Below are 21,056 nucleotides of genomic sequence, written 5' to 3' on the forward strand. Positions count from 1 at the left end.
GAAGAAAAATCAGGCGGCAAGGGGATGACGGCGGCAGGCCTCGAACGCCAAACCATCAGGGGCGAAAAGGTGGCAATGCTGCGGAGGAAGCTTCAGGCTGACCGGCGTGTCGACTTCGAGGGTTGTGAAACCGTCTGTCTGAACAACGATGATCTGCCCGTCGGCACAGCGGACATGAACCAGCGTGATGGCACCGAGGCGCTCGATAACTTCCACAACCCCGCTATCATCACTCGCGGGAGCCAGCTCAACGTGTTCTGGGCGAATACCGACCGTAATCTTGGTTCCGGGCAGAATATCCGGTGGCGAGACCGGGACATGAAGAAGAGTACCGTCCCGGAGCTGAACACTCGATCCGTCGTGCCCGCCGTTCTGGAAGATTGCGGAGAAGAAGTTCATGGGAGGTGAGCCGATGAACTTGGCGACAAACAGGTTGCGCGGGTGGTGATAAAGCTCCAGCGGTGAGCCAATCTGTTCCACAACACCCTTCTGGAGAACCACGATCTTGTCCGCCATTGTCATGGCTTCTACCTGGTCATGGGTCACATAGATGGTGGTTGCGTTCAGCTTGCGATGAAGGGCCGAAAGCTCCACTCGCATCTGGCCTCGCAGGGCTGCATCCAGGTTTGAGAGAGGTTCATCAAACAGGAAGACCTTCGGGTTACGCACAATGGCGCGGCCGATAGCAACGCGCTGCCGCTGACCGCCTGAGAGCTGACCCGGCTTGTGATGCAGGTAGGGTTCAAGCTGAAGCGTGGCGGCAACATGCTGGATCTTCTCGCTCCGTTCTTTCTCCGGTACCCCCGCGAGTTTGAGGCCAAATTCCATGTTCTTGTAGACGTCCATGTGCGGATAGAGCGCGTAGGACTGAAACACCATGGCGAGGCCGCGTTTTCCCGGTTCCACGTCATTAACGCGCTGTCCATCAATCAGAAGGTCTCCGGAGGTGATGTCTTCAAGGCCTGCAATCATACGAAGCAGCGTGGATTTTCCGCAGCCGGACGGGCCGACAAAAACCACGAATTCTCGGTCCTCGATCGATAGCGAAATGCCTTTGATGATTTCTTCCGTAAGATAGGTTTTACGGAGGCTTTTGAGTTCAAGAGTTGCCATGAATCAGGTCCCGTTCCTGAGCGTTTGGGGGACGGAGAATGCTAGGGTAGCCATCATTTGACGGCTCCAAAGGTGAGGCCACGTACGAGCTGTTTCTGGCTGATCCAGCCCAGCACAAGGATCGGAGCGACTGCGAGTGTGGATGCGGCGGATAGCTTGCCGAAAAACAGTCCTTCCGGTGAGGAGAAGGAAGCAATGAATGCTGTGAGCGGAGCGGCATTGGAGGAGGTGAGATTGAGAGACCAGAAAGCCTCATTCCAACACAGGATCAGCGACAACAGAGCTGTGGAGGCGATCCCCGGGAGGGCAAGCGGAAGCAGGACCATTGTCATTTCCTGCCAGCGTGTTGCCCCATCCATGCGACCAGCCTCAAGAATTGGGGCAGGAACTTCCCGGAAGAAAGTAAACAGCATCCAGACGATGATGGGCAGGTTCGTCAGCATGTTGACGATGGCCAGGCCTGTGCAGGTGTCCAGAAGGTGGGTGCTGCGAGCCAGAAGATAGATTGGTACGAGCACCCCAACAGGAGGCAGCATGCGTGTCGACAGCATCCACAGCAACGTCCCGCGTGTGCGCTTTGAGGGCATGAAGGCCATCGAGTATGCCGCCGGAATGGCAAGCAGGAGCGCCCCCACAGTAGCGCCAACCGAGATGATGACGGTGTTGAAGGTGAAGTGCCAGTAACTCGCGCGCTCGAACACTTCCGCGTAGCTGCTAAGGGTTGGCGCGAAGATCAGTTTTGGCGGTGTTGAGACCGCCTGAACTTCGCTTTTGAAGCCCGTCAAGATCATCCAGAAAATGGGAAAGAAGAGCCATAGCGCGATCCCCCAGCCCAGACAGGTGACGGCGATTTTTGTACTGCGTTTTGTCTTGATCGCCATCTCACACCTCCAGGTTGCGTGCGACGGAGCGCACGAGGAACATCGCAGCGACATTCGCGATAATGATGGCCAGCACACCACCGGCAGAGGCACCGCCGACATCAAACTGAAGCAATGCGCGGGAGTAGATGAGATACGCCAAGTTGGTGGATGCCACTCCAGGGCCGCCTGCCGTCGTGACGGAGATCTCCGCAAAGATTGTCAGCAGATAAATCGTCTCGATCATCACGACGACGCTGATTGCGCGGCTGAGGTGAGGGAGAATGATATGACGGAACTGAGCGATCGGACCGGCACCATCCATCCGTGCGGCCTCTTTCTGCTCGCTATCCAGTGACTGGACGGCTGTAAGGAGAATGAGGACGGCAAATGGCAACCATTCCCAACTGACAATCATCATGACTGTCAGGAGCGGAAACCGGGCAAGCCAGTCAATTGGCGTCAAACCGACAGCCCGCATCATGGCGGAATAAACGCCATAGATCGGGTGCAGCATCAGGTTCTTCCACAGCAGGGCAGACACTGTCGGCATGACGAAGAACGGAGAAATGACGAGAACACGTGCAATGCCGCGCCCAAAGAACTCCTGATCGTAAAGGATGGCCAGAAGCGTGCCACCACCTACGCTGATGATCAGGACGCCAACGACCAGAATAACTGTATGCAACAGGGAATACAGAAAATCCGGATCAGTCAGAAGGTACCAGTAGTTGCTGAAGCCAGCGAAGCCGTGAAGCGTCGGGTCAATCAGATTGTAGTTGATCAGCGAATACCACAGCGTCATTGCCAATGGGACGAGAGACCAGACGAGAAGGATCAGAACGGCAGGCGAAAGGAGTAGAAGCCCCGTTCGCTTGCCTTTGCGTTCTGATGCCCCTTTCGGGGCGCTGTGTTCTAGAACTGCCTGCATGGCACTCTGCCTTACTTGGCGCGGCCGGACTGGCGCAGCGAACGGGTGACAGAAGATTGTGCTGCAGTCAGTGCCTGATCCACAGTCATCTGGCCGGAAAGGGTCGCGGCGACTGTCTGCCCGACCTGAGTACCAACCGCCTGGAATTCAGGAATTCCGACAAACTGTGCTCCGGTATAGGGGCGTGGTTCTGCTGTTTGTCCACTCGGGTCGGCAGTCTTGATCGCGTTCAGAACGAACGACGCAAATGGGGCAGCTTTCTGGTACTCGGGTGCAGCATATGTTGAGGCACGGGTTCCAGCGGGAACGGCAACCCATCCCTTTCGGTCCGCAACCAGCTTCACGTATTCCTTGGAGGTTGCCCATGTGATGAAGGTCTGGGCATCCGTGCCCTGATGGGAACTGACGGGAACGGCAAGGCTCCAGCTCCACAGCCATGTTGGTCCCTTGCCGTAGGGGCCTTTGGGGGCCGACGCGAAGCCGACCTTGTCGGCTACCTGAGACTGCTTCGGATCGAACAGGAGGCCGCCGGCAACGGTGGAATCAATCCAGATGCCGCAATGTCCGCTCGCGAAGAGTGCCAGATTTTCATTGAAGCCGTTGGATGTAACGCCCGGTGGGCCGTCTTCCTTCAGCGCCGAGACATACCATGTCAGAGCTTTTTTCCATGCGTCTGACGTCAGCATTGGCTTCCAGGACATGTCGAACCACTGGGCACCGTATGTGTTCGCCAGTGATGAGACATAGGCCATGTTCTCACCCCAGCCAGGCTTGCCACGAAGACAGATGCCATAGACCTGTCCTGACTTGTCTGTGATCTTGTCGGCGAATTGCCGGATCTGGTCGTAGGTGGGGGCGTCTGGCATCGTCAGACCGGCTTTCTGGAATAGATCCTTGCGGTAGTAGGTCATGACGCTCTCGGCATAGAAGGGCAGAGCGTAAAGCTTGCCATCTGATGTCAGGGCCTCCCGAACCGATGGCAGCACATCGTTGATGTCGTATGCAGCGTCCGGCTTGATTTCTGTGAGCCATCCCTGTTTCGCCCAGATGGGAACTTCGTAATTCCCGATCGTCACAACGTCGAACTGACCGGTTTTCATGGCAATGTCGGTTGTGACGCGCTGGCGCAGAACGTTCTCTTCGAGAGTCACCCAGTTGAGATGAATATCGGGATGCGCTTTTTCAAACTCCTGCGACAGCTGACGCATGACGATCATGTCCCCGTTGTTCACGGTTGCAATTGTCAGGGTGCCTGCGGCTTGCGCAGTAGAAAGAACTGAACCGCTCAAGAGAACTGCAAGGGTGCAGGCTGTTTTCAGACGGGACATGGAACTCAGACCTTTGAAAAAAGAGCTGTGAACGGGATTACGGACGACAGCTTGGGTTTTCGGGAGGCAGATCAGTAAGCGGACGTTTTTTCCAAAGCGTCCTGCATTTGCTGACGCCATGCGAGCTGGCTGGCGAGCATATCGTGGCAGATCGACCGCTTGGCTGTGTGATAAGTATGGGTCTTTGCATCTGGTAGAATTTCGCTACCGGCGTGGCTCATCTGAGCCATAGCTGCGCGCAAAGTGGCATATTGCCCGCTGGCGACAGCCCCCAGAATTGCTGCCCCAAGAAGAACGGAATCAGGCTCTTTGGGCAGAAGGATACGACAGCCAGTGGCGTTTGCATGTTCACGCAGGAAAATGGGGTTCTTGGTGCTTCCTCCCGTGGCGAGAATGGTGTCGATCCGGTAGCCTTGGGCATTGAGGGCATCGATGATGTCCTTTGTGCCGTACGCAAGGCCTTGAAGGGTTGCCAGATAAAGCCTGGCGAGATCATCAGGCGTCGCTGACAGGGCGAGTCCGCTGATAACGCCCTTCAGATCCGGATCTGCGTGGGGAGAACGATTTCCATGAAAATCTGGCAACAGGTGAAGATTGGCTGTGCTGCCTCCTGGCAGTTTACCAGCTTCCAGCTCTTCAATTCGGGCATTGAGGAGGGCGTAGATATTACTGCCTGATTGCTCAGCCTGCTGCTTGAGCTCGGGCCCCGCGGCATGCTGAGAAATGACGAAATCAATCAGCGCACCGGTTGCTGACTGACCTGCTTCATTCAGCCACATATCCGGGACCATGGCGCTCCAATAGGGGCCCCACACGCCTGGCACGAAACGGGCCTCCTGTGACACCGCCATATGGCAGCTGGATGTGCCACAGATTAAAGATATTGATCGCTCAAGAACATCGTCAGAGAGTTCGCCGTGAGCTTCAATCCCTAGAATGCCAAGGCCGCCAGCATGAGCATCAATGGCTGAAACACCCACGGGAATGCCAGCCTCGAGACCCAGTTCAGTGGCGGCCTCTGGGCTCAAGCCATTTCCGACGATCCCGCCGAGCGGACGAATGTCATTGCCAATACGGGCGTAGTTGTCATCCGTTAGTTCTTCCAAGCCGATAGCCTTGAAATAAGTATCGTCCCATCTGTCTTCATGAGCCAGATAGGTCCATTTGCAGGCTGTGGAACAGGCTGAACGTGACAGGGAACCGGTTGCCCTCCAGGTCAGGAAATCGGGGAGGTCAAAGAAATGGCCAGCCCGGGCAAAAATCTCGGGCAGATTACGCTTCAACCAAAGAAGCTTGGGTGTTTCCATTTCTGGCGAGATTTTTCCGCCAACATAACGCAGGACTTCATATCCTCCGTTGTTAATTTCGGCAGTTTCTCTCAATGCCCGGTGATCGGCCCAGAGAATAATGTTCTGCTCTGCCGGGCCTTGCGGATCCACCGATAGCGGTTTGCCCTCTGTATCGAGCACGACGAGAGAACAGGTTGCATCAAAGCCAATCCCAATGATGCGGAAAGGCTCAGTCAGGGTGGCGAGTGCAGTGCGCGTGGCTGTGCAGATGGCTGTCCAGATGTTTTCTGAGGACTGCTGAACAAAATCTGGTGCTGGTGACCACGTTTTGGTTGGCTGAACGGCAGAGGCCATTTTCTGCCCCGTCAGGGTGAAAATGCCAGCGCGCGCACTGCCAGTCCCTACATCAATTCCGAGAACCAGATCCATACAGCACACCTAAAGCTGACAAACGCGCAGAGAACAGGCCGTTGGGCTGGGTCATCCTGAAAGACGCACCATCAGATCAGAGACCGAACATTCTGGAATGTTACGTTCGACGGAACTGACATGTGCTTCTTGTTGCAGGAATAACGTTCACACAACAACATATAACGTTATTAACGTTACATGTATCATTTATGGTGTCCAGAGTGTGGGGCATCATTTTCGACGAATAAGGGTTCGCCTCTCAAAAAGATGATGTTTTGAGGCTCGGGATTATGTCTCAAAGCAGGAATAGCCCTCAGAAAAATCCCGAGCTTACGGATGGCAAGGTCAAGCCATGGCTGGAACGGGAGCGCGTTCTGCAAGCAGGCCGGTTGACTTGAGTTTAGCCCAGAAGTCTTCAGGGATGGGATGCGTAAACCATTTCAGATTCTGCTGGAGTTGGCTCACATTTCGTGTCCCTGCGCAAAAAGAAGAAATTGTGGGATGTGCCACCACAAATTGCAGCGCAGCCGCCGGGAGAGGCACATTATAGTCTGCGCAGACAGCTTCAATTTTCTTGACGCGTTCGAGGATACTCGTGGGAGCAGGGGAGTAATTATACTTCGCGCTAGGAACTGCCCCTGTCGCCAAAATGCCTGAATTGAAGCCGCCCCCCACAATAAGCGTAGCGCCTCGTTGTTCGCAGAGAGGCAGGAATTCGTTCAGGGCGTCCTGTTCCAGCAACGTGTATCGGCCTGCCAGAAGAAAACAGTCAAAATCTCGCTGCTGAAGCGCGGTATGGCAGACTTCCCATTCGTTGACGCCGACGCCAATGGCTTTGACGACGCCTTCTGATCGAAGCTTTTCCAGCGCACGCCAGCTTCCGTCCATCGCCTGCCGAAAAACTTCAGGTTGGTTGGGGCCATGAGTAAAGCGGTCGATATCATGAATGAAAGCGACGTCGATGTGCTCAAGAGCGAGCCTTTGAAGGGAGTCCTCAAAGGCTCGCATCGTTCCATCGTAGCTGTAGTCAAAGGTCATTTTGTTAGGGGCCGCATTGACCCACGGGGCAAAGTCAATCTCAGCCCTGCGGGCGGAATGTAGCGTCCGCCCGACTTTTGTTGTGATGACAAAGTCATCTCTGTTTTTCCAGCGGAGGGAATGCCCCAGCCGAAGCTCTGCCAATCCATGACCATACATGGGCGACGTGTCATACAGGCGAATACCAGCGTTCCAGGCCTGCTGGATCATGTCATCTGCCTCCTGCTCGCCGACTTCCTGTAGAAAATTTCCAAGTGGGGCCGTTCCGAAAGCGAAGGCTGTAACGCTAAAGTCTTTCCGCCCGAACTTACGACGTTCTGAAGGATTCATGATCGGTCCTCCTGATGGGATGATCGCGTTGCACAGAGTTTGTGAGAGGAAAGGCCGCTGGTTAAAGGATCATCAGGGGGCTTCCGCGTATCTTCAGCTTACGTTGCAGGGAGGCGCTTGTTTGCGTGAGCACAAAAATTTTATGGTCGGCGGTTGTGATCCACCGGCCCAGTTTTAGCTCAGCTGAAACTCAGAACGGACGATTGCTGTTTCCTTCTCTTCCTGCCATTCAGAGCGCATGACGAATAACAGGCACTTTGAGATCTTTCTTGCTGCTCCTCCGGGACTGGAAGAGACCCTTTGCTCCGAAGTCCGGATGAAGGGCTTTCGCCAGCCAAAAGTCGTACCTGGTGGTGTGACACTGCGGGGTGGGTGGCCTGAAGTCTGGCGTGCCAACCTCTGGATCCGGGGTGCAAGTCGGGTTCTGGCGCGCGTGGCGCAGTTCAAGACAGAATACCTGTCCCAGCTTGAAAAACGCGCCCGAGAAGTGAAGTGGGCAGAGTTTCTTCGCCCTGATGTGCCGTTCAAAGTGGAGGTCTCGTGTTCGTCCTCGCGGATCTATCATAGCGGCGCAGCGGCTGAACGTATCTCCAAGATTGTCACGGAACTGTTAGGCGCTCCTGCGGAAGATAATGCAGATGTCGTCCTGCGCGTTCGGATCGATCAGAACTTCTGCACCATCAGTGTCGATACGTCTGGCGATCTCCTGCACAGGCGAGGGCACAAGGAAGCCGTTAATCGTGCTCCCATGAGAGAAACCATGGCTTCGCTGTTTCTACGAAAGTGCCGCTATAATGGTCAGGAAACTGTGCTGGACCCTATGTGTGGTTCCGGGACTTTCGTGATTGAAGCAGCAGAGATCGCTTCCCGCCTCAATCCGGGACGATCACGGCATTTCGCCTTTGAGCAGTTGGCCACCTACGATGAAGACGCTTGGCAGACAATGCGTTCTGTTAAAAGTGCGCGTACGCCTGAGTTCCGCTTGTACGGAAGTGATCGAGACGCGGGCGCTATTACTATGAGCGAAGCCAACGCGTTGCGAGCGGGTGTCACGGCATGTACGGAGTTTCGTCAGGCCACGATCAGCGAAATCATGCCGCCAGAAGGGAGTTCTCCCGGACTGGTTATTCTGAACCCGCCCTACGGCACACGTATCGGCGACAAGACGAAGTTATCTGCTCTCTATCGTGCTCTGGGAAACAGGCTTCTGGAGCAGTTCAAGGGATGGCGTGTCGGTATTCTGACGACGGAAGTCTCATTGGCCCACGCAACAGGTCTTCCATTCCTGCCGACAGGCGCGCCCATTCCCCATGGCGGGTTGAAGGTGTTTCTTTTCCAGACTGAAGCGCTCTCCTGATAGCGTTTATCAGCCGGATCAAACCGGGTAGGTACTCGTGTAATCCTGAAGAAAATACTCCACTCTCTCAATGAAGAGCGCGGTAAATGGATTGGAAATCTTAGATCTCGCCACGATCGAGAGGGTTTGGGGCTGAGTACCTTGCTCGTTGAGCGACAGAAACTTGAGCTTGCCCTCTGCTCTTTCCTGAATGATGTCCAATGGTGTCAGGAAGGTGATATTTCCCGGGGATAGAGCCATCTGACGCATGAGTTCAATGGAGTTGGTCTCGATGGCTGGCGTCAGGCTCAAGTCGCGGGCGGCATAGAGATCTTCAAGGTGGGGGCGGATGGCCATGCTGTCGTCTGCTACCGTCAGGGGCCATGCGTTGCATTCTTCAAGAGTAATGGATTCCTGATGGGCGAGGGGATGATGCACACTCATCACGACGCCAAGAGGAACGGTACGCGCAGTCTGAACAACGAGGCTGTTGTCCATTGGAATATCGAACCCAATACCGATATCGGCCTGTCCATTTTTGACTGTCTCGACCAGATCATGTGTGCCGTAGGTGCTGACATGAATACGAACATTCTGGTGCGTATTATGAAAGTCAGCCAGAGCAAGTGGTAGAAAGGTCGAAATCGGACCTACCATTGTGGCGATCGAGAATTCGCCGCGTTTGAGGCCTTTCAAGTCCTCAAGAACCTGCCGCGTGAGATTCATGTTTTTGAGCGTATCACGGACGTGAGCGAGCAAAATCTCTCCTGCGGCTGTCAGGACCAGCTTGCGTGGAAGACGCTGAAAGATTGGGGTCCCCAGGTTATCTTCCAGTGTCAGGATCTGTCGGTTGATAGCCGTTGAGGCCACATTCAGATGCTCGCCTGCCTTTCGGATGGATCCGCAGCGGGCGACCGTATCCAGATAGATGAGAAGGCGACTGTGAAGCATCGTAGTTTTCGCACCGAAAAGATGCAGACTAAGAACGTTCCGAAGATCTTTCAAGAAAAGAGAGTAAACTGCCTGCAAGATCCGTTGGTAAGCACAGTTTTCGTAATTAGGGTAGGGTATGTTGCCTCAAAAGCACACTGGAGTATCCACTGCCCTTGGGCGGAAAATAATAGCCTGAGCGGTAGAGATGTAGCCACTCGAAAGGTGCATATTTTCCAGCCAAAAACTCTTATAGATTATTGAAATAAAACATATATTCCTAATATCAAAGAACTTGGCATGATCTATCGATGGAATGTTGCAAAACATGTGAAGGCGTGTGAAAAAGACACATCAGGTGTTCGGGATCTGCCTTGTGTCCTATTTTTGATGTCGGTGCGAGGCAATTATTCGCCTTCTGAGGTAGCGCTCGATTATGTTACGTTTTCGTTATGGGAAAGGGTCTCTTCTGACAGAGATCAGGTCCTGTCAGGAACGAAAATCGTTTTGCAGCAGGAGAAGCCAAAAGGTTATGTGTCCGTACCGATTTGAAAAGTACTCGTCCAGGAAGGCACTTCTTCTTGTAACGTGTCTGGCTGGCTTTGGTTCGTCGTCTCTTGCTGCATCTGCGCAGGCAGCTTCGAGTGATGCTCCAGTCCACCATAAGGCTCACGCGCGTCATGCAGCCCGCGCCCAAGCTGCTGCGGGTCAGAAAAGCGATGTCGTAGCTGTTCCTGCACATCCGAAAATGCGTCGGCCTGCCTCGATCAATTCGACTGGCGATGAACACGTTACCGTATCGACATCTCGCTTAGCCAGAAGCCGCGGCGGCGGCATGATGCGTGTCGAGACTGCTCCTTACGCAATCCAGACGATCACGAAGGCATTCATTGAGGCTAAAAGTCCGACAAGTACGGCACTTGATCTCATCAAGAACCTGCCAAGCGTAAACGTCTCCACGCCGGATACGTCCGGTATGCAGGGTGGACGTATTCAGAGCCGAAGCCTGACCGATGCTGATATGGCCCTTATGGTCGACGGTGCGCCTGCAGCTAGCGCGGCTTATATGGCCGAAGACATTGATTCAGAAAATCTGGATAGCGTCAGCCTCACACCGGGTTCATCTGCAGTTGATCTGCCGGCCACGTCTGCTGCTGCGGGCGTCATGAACGAAGTATCCCATGATCCGTCGCATGAGTTCGGCGGCTTAATGGATTTCTCATACGGCACGAATAACCTTTCTCGCGAATTCCTGCGCGTTGAGAGTGGTGATATCGCAAAGACTGGCGTTCGCACCTTCCTCTCATTTTCGAATACTCATGCCCGTTCATGGATGGGTGCCGGTATCAACGAGCGCCGTCATCTTGATTTCGGTATTCGTAAAGACTGGGAGAACGGCTCTTTTGCAAAGCTCTTCATGTCTTGGAATAATGAAGACTTTACCATCGACCGGTACCCTACCGCCGCCCAGTTCTACAAATACAAGGCAACGGGCGAAGGCTACGGGCGCAAGGCTGGGTTTGACTCCAGCGGAAATGACTATTGGAAGAACAATATCGATCATTGGAACCAGATTTTCCTGAGTGCTCCAATCCATATCGTTCTTACAGACAAGCTGCAGTTTGATCTTCGCCCGTATTACAACATGGGCAAAGGCTGGGATGGCTCAGCTGGAACTGCTGCTAGCGGTGCTACGAACTATAAGTCGGGCGAGACCATTGCTAAAGGTACACCGATCACAAGTTACTTCCTGGAAAACGCAGCACTTGATGTCGGGGCGACAGCCAAGCTGGGATATGACATCGACAAGCACAACCATTTTGAGCTTGGTTACTGGTATGAAAATCAGGACTATACCCAGCATTTCCCAACCAGTGTGACGAAAGCAGATGGCTCCAATCCGAGCCCGAACGACTCAACGTATCAGGTGTATTCTGGGACTACCCGTTCCTACCCGGGCAACACAACTGGTTACGAAATTCACTCGCTATTTCTGCAGGACACAGCGAAGTATTTCCATGACCACCTGCTGGTCAATGCTGGCTTCAAATATGTGATGTCCAATGTCTGGTACACAACATATCCTGGGCACAAGCAGATGGGTCAGAACCTGACGGCACCTCTGCCGCACCTGTCCGTCAGCTATCACTTTAATGAGCACCATCAGGTTTACATCAATGCTGAGGGTGACTTCCGTCAGCCGTCTGCATCAGCATTGGCCAACACGACCTACACTGGGACGCTGCCTAAGAACCAGTATTCCATTAAAGAAGAGCTTGGATATCGGTATAACGACAAGTACGTTATCGTAGACCTCGATCTCTTTAACTATAATATTACCAATCGCTTGCTGACAACGTATCTTGGAAATAACCAATCTGGTGTCGTTAATGCTGGTAATCAGACCGCTCGCGGTTTTGATGCCATGTTCTCTACACAGCCGATCTATGGTTTCAGTCCGTATGTTTCGTTTGAATATCTGAATGCACGGATGGACACGAATATTGCGGCATCCGATGCGAGCGGTAATCTGACGGCCTTCAGGACTAAGGGTACGCAGGCACCTCTATCCCCGCACGTGATGGCGAATTTTGGTCTGACGTATGTGCATCAAGGGTTCTTCGCGAATGCAACCGTTCACTACACTGGGCCGCAGTCCGTCACCATCGCAGGTGATCAGCGTATTCCTGGGTATGTAACGAACACACTGTCACTCGGCTATCACTTCAAGCCAGTGTGGTATGCGAAGTCTCCGACAATCCGCCTGAACTTTACGAACCTGACAGGGTCGATTGTCCGGACGGGTGTCGTGGGTGTGGGTACAAACGCATCCGCTGTTCGTCTGATGAATGGTAATCTTTCCGGCAATGGATCCAGTGCCCAGTTCTATGTTGAGCCGCGCTTCAGCATGACAGGGACGATTTCTACAGGTTTCTAATTTTCAAACTCTTTATCAGCCCTCGGAACATTACGTTCCGGGGGCTTTTTTTATTGTTGAGTTTCACGGACTCGTGGCTGCCGTTTCTTCCCGTCAAAAACAGCAGTGTGATGGTTGTGTCGAGCAACGTGAGGTCTGACGTGTGTCTGGGCTCAGGACGCATAGCCAGAACAAGACGGTTGCAGCGAGGCAGATTGACGAGAAGAAACGGTGGGACATCTGTCATAGTGTGTCACGACCCGTCTCCAGTCCTTGAGCCTTCCGAACATGATCTCGATGCGATTGCGGCGTTTATATTTTCGCTTGTCGTATTGTACCGGTTTCCAACGAGATTTTCGCCCCGGAATGTAGGGTTGATCCTTCTCTCCTCTAAGGCACTCCTGAATCAGTCAGCGCCATAGCCCCGGTCTGCAAGCATCCATTCGGCTGGTAGGAGATCGTCCAGAAGGGGAGCTGCACCGGTGTAATCACTGATCTTGCCTGCTGTCATGAAGAAACCGAGCCGACGTCATCCCGCCTTTGGTGAGCCCAATCAGACGGCCTAGAGTCCCTTTTTTAACCGCAGGCTCGAAGTTGTGCGATGTGCCTTGAGATAGGTCGCATCACTCATGATCGTCTGAGGCTTTGCCTTACCGGGAGTCAGCCCCTCCATCATGCGGATGAATATTCCCATAGCACTCCAGCGCTTGCAGCGATCGTAGAGCGTCTTGTGTGGACCGTATTCCCGGAGAGCATCACGCCAGCGCAAACCATTTCTGTTTGCGAAAATGATCCCATTCAACACACGAAGATCATCAACACGAGGTTTGCCATGGCTCTTCGGGAAAAAGGGCTGCAGACGCTCCATTTGCTCGTCTGTCAGCCAATACAGGTCACTCATCTCCAGTCTCCTCAAGGAGCCTGAATCATATCCGGCCATTCAATATCAATGGGGCCTGAGCCTAGTCATTAAATTAGAGGGCTCATATTGCCTCTCCTTGCGGAGCAAAAGCATCGGAAGACCCTTGTCTGTTCGGCTTCCAGCAGCACTGAGGTTGCTCCTGAAAGCCGCTGTGTCCACCGTTCAGCGAATAAGATTTTTCGCCAGATCTGAGCCGGATGCTACAAATCCGTAGCACTGGCGAACATTGTAAACAGTTGCGTCTTGGCAAAAATCTGGAGAAGTCGTCGCGGAACAGTCATCGAGGAGGATGCAGTCGTAACCGAGGCATCCTGCGTCTGTCAGTGTACTGAGAACGCATTGATCGCTATTGACGCCTGAGAAAAGCAGGGTGTCTACGCGAAGGTTTTTGAGTATCGCTTCGAGTGGCGTGTCCCAAAAGCCGCTCATTCGATACTTGGAGATGTGAATATCTTCCGGATCGACTTCGAGCTCGTCAATGATTGCAGCATTCCAGCTGCCATCTTCCAGAACTTTGCGATCTGTGGAGCCTATAGCCGCGCCGATGCCTTTATCTTCCCCTGCAGGGTCATAAACATGCAGGACAGACGGGGGGAGGTTAAGCCTGTCAGGGCGGTTTCCCCAATTTAGCCAGATAACAGGGACATCATGCTTTCGAAGCGCGGGAAGGAGTGTCTTCAGCGGATCAATGGGGCGGCGGGCAGCCGTGATGTCAACACCAATGGACGCTAGCCAGCCGTCCGGGTGGCAGAAGTCATTCTGCATATCGATCACAATAATCGCGGTACGAGCAAGATCGAACGTCAGTGCCTGAGGCTGAGACGGAACACTAACGGGCCGGGAAGGACGCTCTGGTCGTAACAGACTTATGGAGGACGCAGTTGCCCCCCAACTGTTAACGTGTGTGCTGCCCAGACGCCTCATTGACTGCCTCCGCACAGCACCGCAAGATCCTCGGCATCAAGCTTGACTGGAACTCCGCTACGGATCAGTTTTCCGAAGTCTTCGTCTGGGGTCATTACTGTCAAAGTGTAGAGCTTATTGGTGCCTGTATTTTCCAGAACATGCTCTGATCCCGGCTTGACCAGAAGCGCGTCGCCAGCCTTGAGTTCGCAGCTCTGACCATCACACCAGGCGCGGCCTGTGCCGGACAGCACGAAAAACATTTCGTCCGCATCAGTGTGTGTGTTGGGCGGTGTTGCGCCACCAGGTTCAAAAATTTCGACAACGGCAATGGACGCATAATCGCCAGCCGTCTTGTCAAACAAAATGGCAAAGTAATTGGTTGAATCCGGGGCAATCCGGAAGGCTTCAACGCTATCAGGGCTGCATTTTGCAAAAGGCATGAGAATTATCTTTCCTGTTTGATCCAAGGAAGAAGAAGGTAGGTTCCGGAGCCGCATTTGAAGTGAACTGTCGTCACCTGTTGTTGGTCCAGAGTGGCGGTAATAGGGCTGGCCCCTGTGCCGGGGTTGATTGGAAACACGGGAAAGCAGGAGAGAGACAGGGAGAGTCTCAATCTTTCGCCGGCTTTCAATGTGACGCATGTTCCCCGTAGCGGCAGAGACGTCTGACCAGGGGCGGTCAGCGCATATCCTTCTGCGAGGGGGTGTACTTTGCCGTTCTGATCGATACGCGAGACGCAGGCATAAAGGTCAAAACCGGCGTATTCACTCTCGATTTCAAAGCACCCTGTGATCGTTCCTGCGAGCAACTGATCGAATTCGAGCGGGAGCGTCGTGAATGTCAGGACGTCCGAACGCGCATCGGTGCGGGCACGATCTACGGGGCCTCCCGGAAACCCGAAGCTTCCACCACACGGACCCGAAGGGCGCCACGGATCGAGAGTAAGGCTCTCTGACGGTGCTGTAGGAGCTGTCGACGCGCTCAGAATACCATCGCGTGTGTCAATCGCGGAGCGGCCCGTCCCGGCTGGATAGCTTGGAACTTTTCCCGCCGAGAGTGTCGGGAAGTCCTGCCAGCAACAGGCGCCCATATCGAAAAGGCGTACTGGGTTCGCGTCGGGTATAGGGGCAGCTTTTAGATATTGATCGAAAAATGCGATCTGCTGCTGATCGATGTCTGTAATGGCAGCCTCGCCGACGTCCACATCCCCGATATTTCGATCCCAAGGAAAGTGTGACCAAGGGCCAACAATCAAGCGTGTTGGCATGTGCGGGGACAGGGCACGATATGCTTCCAGCGTGCCCGGAAGGTGGCTGTCGTACCATCCCCCAATCAGTAGAACTGCGGGTGCCAGCTCCGCAATTTCGGTCAACCGCGATGCGGGGGAGATTTTGTCCCAGTAGGCATCTCCCGGAGGCGTCTCCCTCCAGCGGGTATAATGGCTATATTTTGCCAGAAGTGCTTCATGTGCAGGCACAGTTGGCTGTCGCCCATTGAAAGACATGCCCCGACTAGCAGCGAAGAGAGCCTGCTGGGCTTCGTAGTCTCCCTGAAGCCTTGCTGTTTCTGCTGCCAGTTGCGTCGCCCAACCTAGATTGGCGCGCATCGGGAATGCCCCATTTTCATACGCCCAGTCCTGATCCAGCTGCCAGCCGATCATGGCAGGCGCAACCGCTTTGAGCGCTGCTGGTTTTTCTCCGGCTGCCAGAAGTTGGTTGCTCCCCTGAAAGGAGAATCCAAACATCCCCACGTGACCATTGCTGCGCGGTAAGGATGCGGCCCAGGCGATCGTATCGGCGCCATCTGTCGCTTCATATTCGAACAGGACAAACTCACCGCCAGAATCTCCGCGTCCCCGCACGTCCTGCATAATGACGATATAGCCGTGACTGGCATACCATTCCGGTGGTGCGTAGCAGAGCGACGTACCAATCTTGCGGCCGTAAGCCTGTCGCATCAGAAGAACGGGGAACGGGCCGTCTCCGTCTGGTTCCCAGATATCAGCAACCAGTGAAACGCCATCCCGCGTTTGCATCGTCTCCGTCCGGCGAGGTTTCAGCGCGAACATCAGATTTCACCTCCCAGAGTTTCGTATGAGGGGGGAGCTGCTTCAAGAATGCGACCGTTTCGGAGAACTGTCCGTCCGGCCTGAGAGCGGCTCATCCATTCATTCATGGAACGAGCTGGAAAGATAATCAGATCCGCTGGTGCACCTTTTTCCAGGCGATGGGTCCTTCCCATCCAGGATCCCGGACGGCTTGTGACCGATTGCGCCCAAGGACGGTGAGTATGATCCAACTGGCCGATCCTCGTACCGCCCTGAAGAATTTCGTGCATGTCAAAGTCCCCGTAAGCGTAGAAGGGGTCTCGGACATTGTCGCTGGCGAGCATGACTGGAATACCCGCGGCATCGAGTTCCTGCAGCAAGGTTACACCTCTCCACCTTGGTGTGCGCCCTGCGGTGCGGTCCTGAAGGTACATGTTGCAAAGCGGAAGACTCACAATCCCAATCCCGGCTTCGCCGAGCAGGGGAATAATGTGCGTCTGTTGCGTCTCGCTTTGGACGCTAAGGCTACAGCAATGGCCGCATAAGATCTTTTGACGAAACCGAAGCTTCAGGGCTGTCTTGGCAATCAATTCCAGAGCCGTTCCGTCTGTTTCTCCATTCTCATCGACATGAAGATCCAGTTCGAGCCCGTATTCTGTGGCCAGTCCAAAGAGAACTTCGAGGGCTTCCGGCGTCGTGTTGTGCTTCATCAGGACCGCACCCAGAACGCCCCCATCCGTCTCGGCGACATTTCTCACGATGCCGTCCCGGTCTTCACCCATGTAGCGCTCAGGCATGGTCAGGGAGACGCCTTGCAGAGCAACTTTCCCGGACCATTTCTTTTGAAGGCGACGCAAAAGCGGCCAAACGCGGTTCCCGTGCGTGCCGAAGGTGTCCAGGTGCGTTCTTATGGCGCTTGTCCCGTGCGCGTAGGCACAGTTCAGACTGAACTCCATGCGGCGTTCAACGTCTGCGTCCGTCCAATACCCTTCTCGATCCTGGGTTGTGGCTTGCAAGGCCCCCATGAAGGTTCCATCAGGATTGGGTGTGCGCTCCCAGATGAAGGCCTTGTCCAGATGGGTATGAATATCTGCAAAGCAGGGCCAAACCATCTGACCCTTCAGATCAGTTGCGTCCCCGACGGAAGAAAGACTTCCTGCCGGTAGAATATCCGAAATTTTCCCATCTGAGAGCGCGATATCATAGCGCATGGACTCATCAGTGAATGACGAAGGCCGCAGGCCTGCCGGAATAGTCGCGTTCAGGAGGACGCCTAGGGCGGTGCTGGAAGAAGCTGGAAAAGTCATGAGCGATGTCTCAGAGCAAAGCGCTGGAGGCTGGCTGCTGCGGCATACAGAACAAGGCCTGCGACTGTAATAAGGAACAGTGCCGCGAACATCCGGGGAATATCCATCTGGAAGCCGGATTGAAGGATTTGGTACGCCAAGCCAGCCGAATTGCCGCCGGTTCCGGCAACAAACTCAGCTACAATGGCGCCCACAAGTGAAAGGCCTGTTGCGATGCGCAAGCCCGCCATAAACATGGGAAGAGCACTTGGAATTCGCAGTCGCAGCAGCATTTGAAGGCGGGTGGCTTTGTGCATCTGAAAGTAAGCCGCAAGATCTGGATCTACGCTGCGCAGGCCTTGCAGAGTGTTCGAGATCACAGGGAAGATCGCTACCAATGCTGCGCAGGCAGTGAGGGCGAGGGGAGTATTGTGGATCAGGATGATGATCAGCGGCGCAATTGCTACAATCGGGGTCACCTGCATGATGACCACATAAGGCATCAGGCACCGTTCGATCAGCGGGCTCTGCACCAATAGGAAGGCTATCAGAACACCCCCGAGAACGGCCACAACGAGCGCCGCAAATGTGATTTCCAGAGTGATAAGCAACGCATGGAGTAATGACATGCCGTCCAGCATCAAAGCACGCCAGATGGCAGACGGGGACGGCATCAGGTAAGGCGGAATATGCCACAAGCGACAGATCGCTTCCCATGCTGCCAGAATGATGATTCCGAGCGTGATGGGAGCAAGGAGCGAGAGAGAACGGGATGTCATCATTGCCGCGCCTCCTGACCAATCATGCTGTCCCGACTGGCATCTTCGAGGAGGATCGCCAATTCTTTGCTGATGCCGGCAAACTGATCGGAAAGGCGGAAAGTTTCGTCGCGAACGATGCCACGGTCTATTTCGTATTGAGCATGAATACGCCCAGGGTGAGCCGCCATGACCATCACGCGGCTGGATAGAAATGCAGCCTCATGAAGGGCGTGTGTGACGAACAGAGTGGTGAGGCCGTCTTCATAGCAAAGACGAGCCATCTCTTCATCCAAACGGTTTCTGGTAAATTCGTCCAATGCACCGAATGGCTCATCCATCAGAAGAAGATCTGGTTCAGTAACGAGTGCACGGGCAATGGACACGCGCATTTTCATGCCACCGGAGAGTTGTGCCGGATATTGATCGGCCACATGACCTAGGCCAACGCGTTCAAGAGCTGCATGGGCACGCTTGTTCGCCGTTGTTCGCTCCACTTTTTCTAAATCAAGCGGAAGGCGCACATTTTTTACGATCGTGGCCCATGGCATGAGCGTTGCGTCCTGAAAGACGAACGCCATACGGCGCCCTTTCTGGCCTACGTCCTTGAAGCCACCGCCCCACCAGTTCAGCGTGCCAGCCGACGGGGTATGAAGATTGGCGATGAGCTTGAGGAGCGTGCTTTTGCCGCATCCAGATGGCCCAATCAGCGTAACAAAATCTCCTTTCTCCACACTCAGATCGACAGGAGAAAGACCGCGCACGCCGTTGGGGAAAATTTTCTCAACGCTGCTCAGGGAAAGAACGGGACTGCTCATGCGGGGACAGTCGCCAGGCTGTTGTGGACGACATCGAGGGTATACCCCTCTTTCCATTTCGGACTGTCTGCAATGAGTTGAGCTGAAAGCTGGATGTCGTAAATGCGCTGCCAGCGCTCATCATTCATTGTCATGATTGGTGCTCCCGGTGCGCCCAGAGCTTTGATATCGCGAAGTTTCTGGCGGGACCACGCGAGTTGGTCCGCGCTCATATCCGGATTGGCTTTACGGATCGCAGCATCCCCCTTGGTGGACTCTCCAAAAATATAGCGTTTCCAGCCTTCGCTGCTGGCCGCGATGAACTTCTGGAGCTCAGGGCCACGTTCTTCGAGGGTCTTGCGGGAGACCATCAGCACGTTTCCATAGGCAGCGTAGCCCAGATCATCGAGGAGGAAGAAATTGAATGGAATACCCGCTTTTTTTGCGCCGTAGGGCTCCGAGGAAACAAAGGCCTGCATGGCCATCTGCGGATTGAAAGCGAAGGGCTGGAGATTATAGGTGTAGGGATGGGCCTGGTCTTCCGTGAAACCATAACGCTTCTTAAGCCACACCCAGAAGCTGGCTCGCCCTTCTGAACTGATCAGAATGGGATGGCCCTTGAGTTCGGCGATGTCATGAATATCCGGGTGGGTCATCAAGCCGCCAACGCCTTTCTGGAAAGTCGTAGCGATTGCGACGGCGGGAATGCCCTGCACTGCACAGCGGATGGCTTCTTCACCCTGCATGATGGCGATGTCACATTGTCCCGCCATCAGAAGCTGGGTCATGTTCATCTGGGGGCCACCCATCTGAATGGAAACGTCCAGATTTTGAGCGTTGTACAGTCCGTCTTCGGAGGCCTGGTAGTAGCCTCCGTGCTCTGCCTGAGCATACCAGTTGGTCAGTAGACTCAGGGGCCTGGATGCCGCTTTTGCTCGCCCAGAGGGTAGGGAAGACACCGCGCCCGCAGCCATGATGCCGCGGAGCATACTGCGTCGATCAAGCCTGTAAGGTGTCATGAGCTGCCTCCCAACGTCCATTTATAATTAGACCGTAACGGTTTTTTTGTCTCCGTGGGAAGAGCTATTCTGCTGCTGGACCGATACCTTTTTAACCCATTTGTGCGCGCAAAAAGGATGCACTCACTCTTTTTGCTGAGTGAAAATACAAACTCCCAACATGGTCATGAAAAACCGGAAGGCGGCTTCCTGTCCGTTCCAGCTATGGGATTGCCACATCGCGAACCACTCACCTCCGACGACAGAGAAGCCGAAAAACCAGATAAGAAATCCTACGGCCGTCGCGACGGGAACAAGGGTATGAGCGGCCTTGAAGGCCAGACTATCCATGTTGATCGCCTTCGCCATCTTCCAGGCCGCAAACGAAAAAAGAGCACCGGTTGCGAATTCAGCGCCAATAATCAGGACGTAAAAAATATGCCACAGCAGCGGGACTGAGATCGCGCGCCATCTGAGGCTGTTGCCGGGAAACGTGGTATCCATCGACAGAACGTGACGAACAAATGCGTAGTTCGAACCATAATCTGTAATATTATTAAGTGCGACGAGAAGGCCGAAGACTCCCAGAGACGCGACCATCACGGTTTTGGAGAGACGATTCAGGCGCACGGAGCGCGTAGGCATTGAGTGTGTTGAAAGTTCGGACATGGCTAGCTCCTGTTTTTTGAAACGCTAGCGGAATGCCCGTGAAATTTGCGCCCTCTTTTTTGCATCGCTCCTGTCGAAAATAGATGCTTTAAAAGCTGCGATCTTCCTGTTTCATCTATCTTTTCGTTCCGGGATGATATCATATCGGAGCAGGGAATGTGTTGGCTCGTCCTCACCGGGGCGTGTCATT

At 54.2% G+C, this 21,056-nt stretch carries 17 protein-coding genes and 1 pseudogene; 2 read left to right on the top strand and 16 right to left on the bottom strand.

Annotated elements, in window-relative coordinates; genetic code table 11:
• Window positions 1-9: 9 nt before the first annotated feature.
• The 6 genes from GCE01_RS10940 to GCE01_RS10965 form a co-directional block, all read right to left on the bottom strand.
• Window positions 10-1,113 (bottom strand): ABC transporter ATP-binding protein, encoded by a 1,104-nt coding sequence (locus GCE01_RS10940; RefSeq protein WP_099212884.1) that lies wholly within the window; start codon window positions 1,111-1,113, stop codon window positions 10-12.
• A 53-nt stretch (window positions 1,114-1,166) separates the two neighbouring features.
• On the bottom strand, window positions 1,167-1,994 hold the full coding sequence (locus tag GCE01_RS10945; RefSeq protein WP_086633853.1) for a carbohydrate ABC transporter permease: 828 nt from the start codon (window positions 1,992-1,994) through the stop codon (window positions 1,167-1,169).
• A gap of 1 nt (window position 1,995) precedes the next feature.
• Window positions 1,996-2,904 (bottom strand): carbohydrate ABC transporter permease, encoded by a 909-nt coding sequence (locus GCE01_RS10950; RefSeq protein ID WP_099212885.1) that lies wholly within the window; start codon window positions 2,902-2,904, stop codon window positions 1,996-1,998.
• A gap of 11 nt (window positions 2,905-2,915) precedes the next feature.
• On the bottom strand, window positions 2,916-4,232 hold the full coding sequence (locus GCE01_RS10955) for an ABC transporter substrate-binding protein (RefSeq protein ID WP_099213045.1): 1,317 nt from the start codon (window positions 4,230-4,232) through the stop codon (window positions 2,916-2,918).
• Window positions 4,233-4,303: 71 nt separating this feature from the next.
• Window positions 4,304-5,950: an FGGY-family carbohydrate kinase gene (locus GCE01_RS10960; RefSeq protein ID WP_099212886.1), complete on the bottom strand. Its 1,647-nt coding sequence runs from the start codon at window positions 5,948-5,950 to the stop codon at window positions 4,304-4,306.
• A 327-nt stretch (window positions 5,951-6,277) separates the two neighbouring features.
• Window positions 6,278-7,300, bottom strand: a complete 1,023-nt coding sequence (locus GCE01_RS10965; protein WP_099212887.1) for an aldo/keto reductase — start codon at window positions 7,298-7,300, stop codon at window positions 6,278-6,280.
• Window positions 7,301-7,538: 238 nt separating this feature from the next.
• Between GCE01_RS10965 and GCE01_RS10975 the strand changes: the two genes are divergently transcribed.
• Window positions 7,539-8,657: a THUMP domain-containing class I SAM-dependent RNA methyltransferase gene (locus GCE01_RS10975; RefSeq protein WP_099212889.1), complete on the top strand. Its 1,119-nt coding sequence runs from the start codon at window positions 7,539-7,541 to the stop codon at window positions 8,655-8,657.
• An 18-nt stretch (window positions 8,658-8,675) separates the two neighbouring features.
• On the opposite strand, the gene GCE01_RS10980 is transcribed toward GCE01_RS10975, so the two are convergent.
• On the bottom strand, window positions 8,676-9,587 hold the full coding sequence (locus GCE01_RS10980; RefSeq protein ID WP_233126160.1) for a LysR family transcriptional regulator: 912 nt from the start codon (window positions 9,585-9,587) through the stop codon (window positions 8,676-8,678).
• Window positions 9,588-10,098: 511 nt separating this feature from the next.
• Between GCE01_RS10980 and GCE01_RS10990 the strand changes: the two genes are divergently transcribed.
• Window positions 10,099-12,504, top strand: coding sequence for a TonB-dependent receptor (locus tag GCE01_RS10990; protein WP_167386158.1), 2,406 nt, complete (start codon window positions 10,099-10,101; stop codon window positions 12,502-12,504).
• Between the two features lie 162 nt (window positions 12,505-12,666).
• Here GCE01_RS10990 and GCE01_RS10995 read toward each other — a convergent pair.
• From GCE01_RS10995 to GCE01_RS11035, 9 genes and pseudogenes are all read right to left on the bottom strand, one after another.
• Window positions 12,667-13,384 (bottom strand): annotated as a pseudogene (locus GCE01_RS10995) (IS5 family transposase); the annotation flags it as partial.
• Window positions 13,385-13,567: 183 nt separating this feature from the next.
• A complete protein-coding gene (locus tag GCE01_RS11000; RefSeq protein ID WP_099212891.1) occupies window positions 13,568-14,329 on the bottom strand; it encodes a cysteine hydrolase family protein in 762 nt (253 codons plus the stop codon).
• Window positions 14,326-14,751, bottom strand: coding sequence for a cupin domain-containing protein (locus GCE01_RS11005; protein ID WP_046901873.1), 426 nt, complete (start codon window positions 14,749-14,751; stop codon window positions 14,326-14,328). The genes GCE01_RS11000 and GCE01_RS11005 overlap by 4 nt, the downstream gene beginning before the upstream one ends.
• A gap of 5 nt (window positions 14,752-14,756) precedes the next feature.
• Window positions 14,757-16,379 (bottom strand): CocE/NonD family hydrolase, encoded by a 1,623-nt coding sequence (locus GCE01_RS11010; protein ID WP_099212892.1) that lies wholly within the window; start codon window positions 16,377-16,379, stop codon window positions 14,757-14,759.
• Complete coding sequence (locus GCE01_RS11015; RefSeq protein WP_099212893.1) at window positions 16,379-17,665, bottom strand: cytosine deaminase; 1,287 nt, start codon at window positions 17,663-17,665, stop codon at window positions 16,379-16,381. The genes GCE01_RS11010 and GCE01_RS11015 overlap by 1 nt, the downstream gene beginning before the upstream one ends.
• The gene (locus GCE01_RS11020) at window positions 17,662-18,426 is read right to left on the bottom strand and encodes an ABC transporter permease (RefSeq protein ID WP_099212894.1); all 765 of its coding nucleotides are present in this window, start codon (window positions 18,424-18,426) and stop codon (window positions 17,662-17,664) included. The genes GCE01_RS11015 and GCE01_RS11020 overlap by 4 nt, the downstream gene beginning before the upstream one ends.
• Window positions 18,423-19,220, bottom strand: coding sequence for an ABC transporter ATP-binding protein (locus GCE01_RS11025; RefSeq protein ID WP_099212895.1), 798 nt, complete (start codon window positions 19,218-19,220; stop codon window positions 18,423-18,425). Before GCE01_RS11025 ends, GCE01_RS11020 begins: the two co-directional genes overlap by 4 nt.
• Complete coding sequence (locus tag GCE01_RS11030) at window positions 19,217-20,218, bottom strand: ABC transporter substrate-binding protein (protein WP_244591183.1); 1,002 nt, start codon at window positions 20,216-20,218, stop codon at window positions 19,217-19,219. The genes GCE01_RS11025 and GCE01_RS11030 overlap by 4 nt, the downstream gene beginning before the upstream one ends.
• A 123-nt stretch (window positions 20,219-20,341) precedes the next feature.
• Window positions 20,342-20,866 (bottom strand): DUF2165 family protein, encoded by a 525-nt coding sequence (locus GCE01_RS11035; protein ID WP_099212897.1) that lies wholly within the window; start codon window positions 20,864-20,866, stop codon window positions 20,342-20,344.
• Window positions 20,867-21,056: the final 190 nt, after the last annotated feature.

Origin of the sequence: Gluconobacter cerinus, from assembly GCF_002723935.1 — a bacterium.
GTDB classification, from domain to species: domain Bacteria; phylum Pseudomonadota; class Alphaproteobacteria; order Acetobacterales; family Acetobacteraceae; genus Gluconobacter; species Gluconobacter cerinus.

Excerpts from the sequence above, each read along its gene's own strand:
- GCE01_RS10940 (WP_099212884.1), bottom strand. The coding sequence starts at position 1,113 with ATGGCAACTCTTGAACTCAAAAGCCTCCGTAAAACCTATCTTACGGAA.
- GCE01_RS10945 (WP_086633853.1), bottom strand. The coding sequence starts at position 1,994 with ATGGCGATCAAGACAAAACGCAGTACAAAAATCGCCGTCACCTGTCTG.
- GCE01_RS10950 (WP_099212885.1), bottom strand. The coding sequence starts at position 2,904 with ATGCAGGCAGTTCTAGAACACAGCGCCCCGAAAGGGGCATCAGAACGC.
- GCE01_RS10955 (WP_099213045.1), bottom strand. The coding sequence starts at position 4,232 with ATGTCCCGTCTGAAAACAGCCTGCACCCTTGCAGTTCTCTTGAGCGGT.
- GCE01_RS10960 (WP_099212886.1), bottom strand. The coding sequence starts at position 5,950 with ATGGATCTGGTTCTCGGAATTGATGTAGGGACTGGCAGTGCGCGCGCT.
- GCE01_RS10965 (WP_099212887.1), bottom strand. The coding sequence starts at position 7,300 with ATGAATCCTTCAGAACGTCGTAAGTTCGGGCGGAAAGACTTTAGCGTT.
- GCE01_RS10975 (WP_099212889.1), top strand. The coding sequence starts at position 7,539 with ATGACGAATAACAGGCACTTTGAGATCTTTCTTGCTGCTCCTCCGGGA.
- GCE01_RS10980 (WP_233126160.1), bottom strand. The coding sequence starts at position 9,587 with ATGCTTCACAGTCGCCTTCTCATCTATCTGGATACGGTCGCCCGCTGC.
- GCE01_RS10990 (WP_167386158.1), top strand. The coding sequence starts at position 10,099 with ATGTGTCCGTACCGATTTGAAAAGTACTCGTCCAGGAAGGCACTTCTT.
- GCE01_RS11000 (WP_099212891.1), bottom strand. The coding sequence starts at position 14,329 with ATGAGGCGTCTGGGCAGCACACACGTTAACAGTTGGGGGGCAACTGCG.
- GCE01_RS11005 (WP_046901873.1), bottom strand. The coding sequence starts at position 14,751 with ATGCCTTTTGCAAAATGCAGCCCTGATAGCGTTGAAGCCTTCCGGATT.
- GCE01_RS11010 (WP_099212892.1), bottom strand. The coding sequence starts at position 16,379 with ATGTTCGCGCTGAAACCTCGCCGGACGGAGACGATGCAAACGCGGGAT.
- GCE01_RS11015 (WP_099212893.1), bottom strand. The coding sequence starts at position 17,665 with ATGACTTTTCCAGCTTCTTCCAGCACCGCCCTAGGCGTCCTCCTGAAC.
- GCE01_RS11020 (WP_099212894.1), bottom strand. The coding sequence starts at position 18,426 with ATGATGACATCCCGTTCTCTCTCGCTCCTTGCTCCCATCACGCTCGGA.
- GCE01_RS11025 (WP_099212895.1), bottom strand. The coding sequence starts at position 19,220 with ATGAGCAGTCCCGTTCTTTCCCTGAGCAGCGTTGAGAAAATTTTCCCC.
- GCE01_RS11030 (WP_244591183.1), bottom strand. The coding sequence starts at position 20,218 with ATGACACCTTACAGGCTTGATCGACGCAGTATGCTCCGCGGCATCATG.
- GCE01_RS11035 (WP_099212897.1), bottom strand. The coding sequence starts at position 20,866 with ATGTCCGAACTTTCAACACACTCAATGCCTACGCGCTCCGTGCGCCTG.